An 8,075-nucleotide genomic window follows, 5' to 3' on the forward strand; every position below is an offset into this window, starting at 1 on the left:
CGTGTGACGACTAACTCAGGAACCAGTGCCGCATTAGACAATAAGCCGAAGGGCCGCATCACTGACGGCCTGCGGTTTGGACGTTTTCCCATCACCGCCGTGCAGCCGGTGGTTGAAGGTGGAAGATTCCCTGCCAAGGCCCTGCCGGGTGAGGGGATAGTCGTTGGAGCCACCGCCTTCCGCGAGGGGCATGACATGCTCGGCGTCAGCGCCGTGCTCCTGGATCCCCAAGGCAACGAGCGCCAGCGGGTGAGGCTCGCACCGCCGCGCGGGGAACGCGGCATGGGAACGGACCGCTGGGAAGGCGTCCTCACGCCGTCGGACGTTGGCGACTGGTCCTTTGTCATCGAAGCCTGGCACGACCGCTACGGCACCTGGCACCACAACGCCGAGGTGAAGGTGGCTGCCGGAATCGACGTGGAGCTGATGCTCGCCGAGGGCGCGGCGCTGCTGGGTGAAGCGTCCGACGACGCCTCCCGCAGCGAGGCGGACCGGGCAACATTGCGCTGGGTCGCCGACCGGCTGGCAGACAGGTCGCTCAGCCCCGAAGAGCGCCTCGCCGCCGGGTTCAGCGACGGCGTGGCGGACATCGTGCGCCGCGAGCCCATCCGCGAACTGGTGACAGTCTCCGAGCAGTTCCCGCTGCTGGTGGAGCGCGACCTCGCCGGCCGCGGCGCCTGGTACGAGTTCTTCCCACGTTCCGAGGGAGCCGTCCGCAACCACGAAACGGGTACCTGGACCTCCGGCAACTTCCGCACCGCCGCAAAGCGCCTCGACGCCGTCGCCGCCATGGGCTTCGACGTCCTGTACATGCCGCCCATCCACCCCATCGGCGTCCAGCACCGCAAGGGTCCCAACAACACGCTGATCGCCGGCCCCAACGATCCCGGGTCGCCGTGGGCCATTGGCGCCAAGGAAGGCGGCCACGACGCCATCCATCCGGACCTTGGCACGTTCGAGGACTTCGACGCTTTTGTGGCCCGGGCCAACGAACTGGGCCTGGAAGTTGCCCTGGACCTGGCGCTGCAGGCGGCGCCGGACCACCCCTGGGTCCAGTCGAACCCCGAATGGTTCACCACACGCGTGGACGGCAGCATTGCTTATGCGGAAAACCCGCCCAAGAAGTACCAGGACATTTACCCGCTGAATTTCGATAATGACCCGGAGGGGCTCTCAAACGAAATTCTGCGTATTGTCCTGCTGTGGGTCAGCCACGGCGTAAAAATATTCCGCGTCGATAACCCGCACACCAAACCGGTGTGGTTCTGGGAATGGCTCATCGCGGAGGTGAATAAAGAGGTTCCGGGCGTTGTCTTCCTCGCGGAAGCCTTCACCCGCCCCGCCATGATGCACGCGCTGGGCCGGGCCGGGTTCCAGCAGTCCTACACCTACTTCACCTGGCGGAACACCAAGAAGGAGATCGAGGACTACTTCACCGAGGTCAGCCATGAGTCCCCGGCCTTCTTCCGGCCCAACTTCTTTGTCAACACCCCGGACATCCTCACCGAATACCTCCAGTTCGGCGGCCCCGCAGCCTTCAAGATCCGGGCTGCGCTGGCATCCACGGCAAGCCCCTTGTGGGGCGTCTACGCCGGCTACGAACTTTATGAGCACGTTGCCCGGCCAGGAGCCGAAGAGTACATCGACAACGAAAAGTTCGAATACAAAGCACGTGACTGGGATGCGGCGGCCCACTCCGGGCGGACCCTGGCACCGTACATCACCCGGTTGAACGAGCTCCGTCACGCGCACCCTGCGCTGCAGGACCTGCAGAACCTGACCGTGCATTACACAACGGACGATTCCACCGTTGCGTACTCAAAGCACAAGACGCTCCCTGACGGATCCAAGGACACCATCATCGTGGTGGTGAACCTCGATCCGCACGTCACCAAGGAGGGCAGCGTTTCCCTGGACCTCGCGGCCCTGGAGCTGGACCCGCAAGACCGCACTGCCAATGGCGGCTTCTATGTGGACGACCTCATATCCGGGGAAAGCTGGGAATGGGGCGAGTTCAACTACGTCCGCCTCGACCCGCACGTTGAGCCCGCACACATCCTGAGTGTCAGGAGAGCGCATCAGTGAGTTTTAATCCGCAAAGTTCGGGCCGGCATTTCACGCCGAAGAGCACTTTCGAACTGAACGCGCCGGGCCTGCAGCACGATCCTCTGTGGTACCGGAAGGCCGTTTTCTACGAGGTCCTCGTCAGAGCTTTTGCGGATGCCAACGGTGACGGCTCGGGAGATTTCTCGGGCCTCATCGACAGGCTCGACTACCTGCAGTGGCTGGGCGTGGACTGCCTCTGGCTGCCCCCGTTCTTCCAGTCGCCGCTGCGTGACGGCGGGTACGACATCTCCGACTACAACTCTGTGCTGGACGAGTTCGGCACCATCACCGATTTCAAGCGGCTGGTGGCGGAAGCGCACGCCAGGGGCGTGCGGGTCATCATCGACCTGCCCCTGAACCACACCTCGGACCAGCATCCGTGGTTCCAGGAATCGCGGAAGGACCCCGACGGCCCGTACGGCGACTTCTATGTGTGGAGTGACACGGACGAGAAATACCAGGACGCCCGCATCATTTTTGTGGACACCGAGGAATCGAACTGGACGTTCGACCCCATCCGGCGGCAGTTTTTCTGGCACCGGTTCTTCAGCCACCAGCCCGATCTGAACTTCGAGAACCCCAAGGTGATCGAGGCCCTGTTCGACGTGGTGCGGTTCTGGCTGGACCAGGGCATCGACGGGTTCCGTGCCGACGCCATCCCGTATCTCTTTGAGGAGGAGGGCACCAACTGCGAGAACCTGCCCGCCACCCACGAATTCCTCCGCAGGCTCCGGGCCATGGTGGACGAGAGCTACCCCGGGCGCGTCATCATCGCCGAGGCCAACCAGCCGCCGAACGAGGTGGTGGAGTACTTCGGCACGGAAGAGGAGCCCGAATGCCACATGGCCTTCCACTTCCCGATCATGCCGCGCCTGTACTACGCGCTCCGGGACCAAAAGGCCGCGCCCATCATCGAGACGATGCAGGACACCCCCGATATCCCCGAGGGCGCGCAGTGGGGAACCTTCCTGCGGAACCATGACGAGCTGACCCTTGAGATGGTCACCGCGGACGAGCGGGCCGCCATGCTGGGCTGGTATGCGCCGGACCCCCGGATGCGGGCCAACATCGGCATCCGCCGCCGGCTGGCGCCCCTGCTGGACAACTCCCGGGCAGAGATCGAGCTGATCAACGCGCTGCTGCTCTCGTTGCCCGGCAGCCCGTTCCTCTATTACGGGGACGAGATCGGGATGGGGGACAACATCTGGCTCGAAGACCGGGACGCCGTCCGCACCCCCATGCAGTGGAACCCCGACCGCAACGCAGGCTTCTCCCACGCGGACCCCGGCAAGCTTTACCTGCCGGTCATCCAGTCCCTGGTCTATAACTACAACATGGCCAACGTCGAGGCCGAGGCTGCGCACTCGGGTTCCCTGCTCCGCTGGACCCGCCAGATCCTCAGCGTCCGCAAGAACCATCCCTCCTTCGGCCTCGGTTCCTTCAAGCACGTTGAGGCAGACCACGACGCCGTACTGGCGTACCTTCGGGAGCTGCCGGACGGCAACTCCGCCGGGGTGGACGGTGAAACCGTCCTGTGTGCCTTCAACCTCTCGCAGCATCCAGTGGCCGCCAGGCTGCGCATTCCCGATTACGCCGGCCGCGGCCTTCGGGATGTGTTCGGCGGCCAGCCATTTCCTGGCATCAACGAGGACGGGACGCTGACGCTGACCCTGGGCAGCCACGATTTTTTCTGGCTGCGGGTCCGCTCGGCAGCGTCCAATCCTTCGTCCCCCTATACGCAGGCAATGCCGATCCTCTCGATTGAGAACTGACATGAACCAGCCCATCCTTACCCCCGCCCTGACCGCGCTGCTTCAGGAATGGCTTCCGAGGCAACGCTGGTTTCCCGTCAAAACCCCCGGTTTCGAGGTAGCCCAGGCAGGCAGCCTGGGACTGGAGGATCCCTCCGGCCACGCCGCGCTGGCGGTGTTCCTCCTGAAAGTCACCACCAAGGGAGCCGACGGCGGCCGGCGCACCGACGTGGTGCAGGTCCCCTTGAGTTTCCGGCCGGCACCGGCGGCGGGCATGGAGCGGGCATTGATCGGCGAGGCCGCCGGCACTGACCCTTCGAGGCCATGGGTCTACGACGCAGTGCATGATCCCGACTTTGTGGGGGCCTGGCTCGAACTCATGCGCGGCGGGGAGAAGGCGCCCAGCGGCACCGCCGCCGGGTTCCGTACCCCGGGAGGGCCCAGGCTGCCCACGGCGCGCGGCGTGGTCAAAGTGCTGTCCGGAGAGCAGTCCAACAGTTCGGTGATCGTGGACGACGGCGAATCAGCCGCCATCGTGAAGTTCTTCCGTGTCCTCTCGGCAGGGACCAACCCGGAAGTCGAAGTGGGCGCCGCCCTCACTTCCGCGGGTACAGCTGAAGTTCCAGCCACTCTCGGCTGGGTGCGCGGCGAGTGGTTGGCACACGGCCTTTCTTCCCCTGACGGCACTGCTGCGGGTTCCCGGCACGCGGAAGGGGAGTTGGCCGTGGCGCACGAGTTTCTGGCCGGCGGGCTCGATGCCTGGCGCCTCGCTGTTGACGCAGCGCGGTCCGGAACGGACTTTAAGGCAGAGGCGCGCGCTCTCGGAGCCGCCACCGCAACCGTCCACCGCCGGCTCGCCGAAGCCCTCGGACAATCCGAAGAGGCTGAACCGGGCAAGGTGATTGCGCCTGCAGTAGCCCAGCGCGTCCGGCAGGCCTGGGCTGAAGCGGCCTCCGCCGTCGGGCCCTTTGGCACGGCATTGGACACCTTGCTGAAGGGGCTCGACGGCGTCCCTGCCGGTCCGCTGCAGCGGATCCACGGGGACCTCCACCTCGGCCAGATCCTTCAGGTTCCGGGGCAGGCGGGGGCGGCGCCGCGGTGGGCCATCCTCGACTTCGAAGGCGAACCGCTGCGTCCCATCGCCGAGCGCAACGTTCCCGACGTCCCCCTCCGCGACGTGGTGGGAATGCTCCGGTCCTTCGACTACGCGGCAGGGGCCGCCCGCCGCGAGCAGGAAGGCGCGCAGGTGCCGGCCTCCTGGGTTGACGATTGCGCCGATGCCTTCCTTGCCGGCTACGCGGAGGTCACGCCGGGCACTGTGGACAAGGACGCGCCCCTCTTTGTGGCATTGTGGCTGGACAAGGCACTGTACGAAGTAGTTTATGAAATGCGTAACAGGCCCGACTGGCTGGCGATCCCCGTGAACGCCGCCAGGCGGCTCCTCAGCGGTAACGGCGCCGGTCAACAGGCCGGGGCAGCATCGGAAGGTAACGAAATGACAGGCTCAGCACGAACCGACCATCCCGGGGTGCCGCTGCATGTGGATGCAGGCACCTTGGGCAAGATCGCGAACGGCGAACACCACGCCCCCCATTCCGTCCTTGGGGCGCACCTGGATGACTACGGCCACGTCACCATCCGCACCGTGAAGCATCTGGCCGAGTCCGTCACCGTGATCACGGCCGCGGGCGAGGTTCCCATGGAGCATGAAGCCCACGGTGTATGGGTGGCCGTGATGGAGCCCCTGCAGCAAGGCCACGTCCCGGACTACCGCCTTGCCGTCACGTATGCGGGGGCCGAACCCGTCATCGTGGACGAGCCGTACCGCTACCTGCCCACCGTGGGTGAAGTTGACCTGCACCTTATCGGCGAGGGCAGGCATGAGAAGCTCTGGCAGGTGCTTGGTGCCCATGTCCAGCACTACAAGTCCTCGCTGGGCGACGTGGACGGTGTCTCCTTTGCCGTTTGGGCACCCAACGCGCAGGCTGTGCGGATCAAGGGTGACTTCAACGGCTGGGACGGCCGCGAGAATTCGCTCCGCTCCCTGGGCTCATCCGGTGTCTGGGAAATCTTCGTTCCCGGCGTCACAGCCGGTGCATGCTACAAGTTCGAGATCCGCACCCGGTCCGGCCACTGGGTGGAAAAGGCGGACCCGCTCGCGTTCGGAACCGAGGTCCCGCCGCTGACCGCCTCCCGTGTTGTGGAGCCCGCGTACGCCTTCAAGGACGACGCGTGGATGGAAGCCCGGGCCCAGCGGGATCCGCACAACTCGGCCATGAGCGTCTACGAAGTGCACCTTGGTTCCTGGCGGCTGGGGCTCGGCTACAAGGAACTGGCCAAAGAGCTGGTGGACTACGTTAAGTGGCTTGGCTTCACCCATGTGGAATTCATGCCCGTGGCGGAGCATCCCTTCGGAGGTTCCTGGGGCTACCAGGTCACGTCGTACTTCGCCCCCACCTCCCGGTTCGGCCACCCGGACGAGTTCCGGTATCTGGTGGACGCGCTCCACCAGGCCGGAATCGGTGTCCTGCTGGACTGGGTGCCGGCACACTTCCCCAAGGACGCATGGGCCCTGGCCCAGTTCGACGGCGAGCCCCTCTATGAGCACTCCGATCCGGCCTTGGGTGAGCACCCGGACTGGGGCACGTTGATCTTCGACTTCGGCCGGACAGAGGTGCGCAACTTCCTTGTGGCCAATGCCCTGTACTGGCTGGAAGAGTTCCACATCGACGGCCTGCGGGTGGATGCCGTAGCGTCCATGCTTTATCTGGATTACTCCCGCGAGGAGGGCCAGTGGCGGCCCAACCGCTTCGGCGGCCGGGAGAACCTGGAGGCCATTTCCTTCCTGCAGGAAGTCAACGCCACGGTGTACAAGACGCACCCCGGCGCCGTCATGATTGCAGAGGAATCCACTGCATTCCCGGGCGTCACTGCCCCCACCAGCCACGGCGGGCTGGGCTTCGGCCTGAAGTGGAACATGGGCTGGATGCACGATTCCCTCAAGTACGCCTCCGAGGATCCGGTCAACCGCAAATGGCACCACGGCACGGTCACGTTCTCCCTGGTGTATGCCTTCACCGAGAACTTCCTGCTGCCCATCAGCCACGACGAGGTAGTGCACGGCAAGGGCTCCATGCTCCGGAAGATGCCCGGTGACCGCTGGCAGCAGCTGGCCAACCTGCGTGCTTTCCTGGCGTACCAGTGGGCCCACCCGGGCAAGCAGCTCATCTTTATGGGCACGGAATTCGGCCAGGAAGCCGAATGGTCAGAACAGCACGGCCTCGACTGGTGGCTTGCGGACATTCCGGCCCATAAGGGAATCCAGCTGCTGACCAAGGACCTCAACGAGCTCTACGCCTCCACTCCCGCGCTCTACACCCGCGACAACGAACCGGGCGGCTTCCAGTGGATCAATGGGGGAGACGCGGACCGCAACGTTCTCTCATTCATCCGGTGGGACAAGGAGGGCAACCCCCTGGTGTGCGCCATCAACTTCTCTGGCGCGCCGCATGCCGGCTACACGCTGGGAGTGCCGGAGGCAGGTGTCTGGACCGAGGTGCTCAACACCGACTCCACCACTTACGGCGGATCCGGGGTGCTCAACAACGGAGAACTGAAGGCCGCCGGGGAAGGGCAGGACGGGCAGCCGGCCACCCTGAGCGTCACCTTGCCGCCGCTTGGTGCTGCCTACTTCAAGCCGGGTACATCAGCCGCTGGCTGACCCTTGGTTCCAAGTGTTGACGAATGGCCCGGGATCCTTGTGATTCCGGGCTTTTTCGTGGCCGGATCTGGGCTGCCTGGTATCGGGGGGAGGCCGGTTGGCTACCCGGTTGGCTATCCCGGCAGAGTGGTGGTAGAGTTTATTTCCGCGCTGGTCCACAGAGTCAGCCGGAAAAACCGAAACTCAAGCCTCACGGCGATCAGGGTTGCGGGCGCCGGTTTGACAAGTAGGAAGCCAGCCGGTAAGTTTGAAAAGTTGCTCCGGAGCGATCCATGACTGGTTGTTGTTGTGGTGGTGCCGGGTGTGTCTGTTGTTTGAGAACTCAATAGTGTGCCAAGTTTGTTGATACCAATTGTTTTATGAATTGGTTGGATTTGCTGGGCTGCCCGCCCCTGTGGGTGGTCTGGTTTTTACAGCTGGTTTCAAATTTTTGCAGCCTGGTTTCCGCGTTTTCCCGTGGTTTCTTGGTTGTGTTCGTTTTTGTTTTACTTCAACGG

At 64.4% G+C, this 8,075-nt stretch carries 3 protein-coding genes; all 3 read left to right on the forward strand.

Going from position 1 to position 8,075, the window contains the following annotated elements:
- Positions 1-3: 3 nt before the first annotated feature.
- Genes BMX78_RS17940 through BMX78_RS17950 form a run of 3 tightly spaced genes read left to right on the forward strand, consistent with a single transcriptional unit; the run spans position 4 to position 7,578 of the window.
- A complete protein-coding gene (locus tag BMX78_RS17940; RefSeq protein WP_091422271.1) occupies positions 4-2,085 on the forward strand; it encodes an alpha-1,4-glucan--maltose-1-phosphate maltosyltransferase in 2,082 nt (693 codons plus the stop codon).
- The gene (gene treS, locus BMX78_RS17945; RefSeq protein ID WP_091422274.1) at positions 2,082-3,878 is read left to right on the forward strand and encodes a maltose alpha-D-glucosyltransferase; all 1,797 of its coding nucleotides are present in this window, start codon (positions 2,082-2,084) and stop codon (positions 3,876-3,878) included. Before BMX78_RS17940 ends, treS begins: the two co-directional genes overlap by 4 nt.
- A 1-nt stretch (position 3,879) precedes the next feature.
- Complete coding sequence (locus BMX78_RS17950) at positions 3,880-7,578, forward strand: 1,4-alpha-glucan branching enzyme (protein ID WP_091422278.1); 3,699 nt, start codon at positions 3,880-3,882, stop codon at positions 7,576-7,578.
- Positions 7,579-8,075: the final 497 nt, after the last annotated feature.

The sequence above is a fragment of the Arthrobacter sp. OV608 genome (assembly GCA_900110595.1).
Lineage (GTDB): Bacteria > Actinomycetota > Actinomycetes > Actinomycetales > Micrococcaceae > Arthrobacter.

What these genes read in the sequence shown, in the direction of transcription:
- BMX78_RS17950 (WP_091422278.1), top strand. Translation starts at nt 3,880, where the DNA reads ATGAACCAGCCCATCCTTACCCCCGCCCTGACCGCGCTGCTTCAGGAA.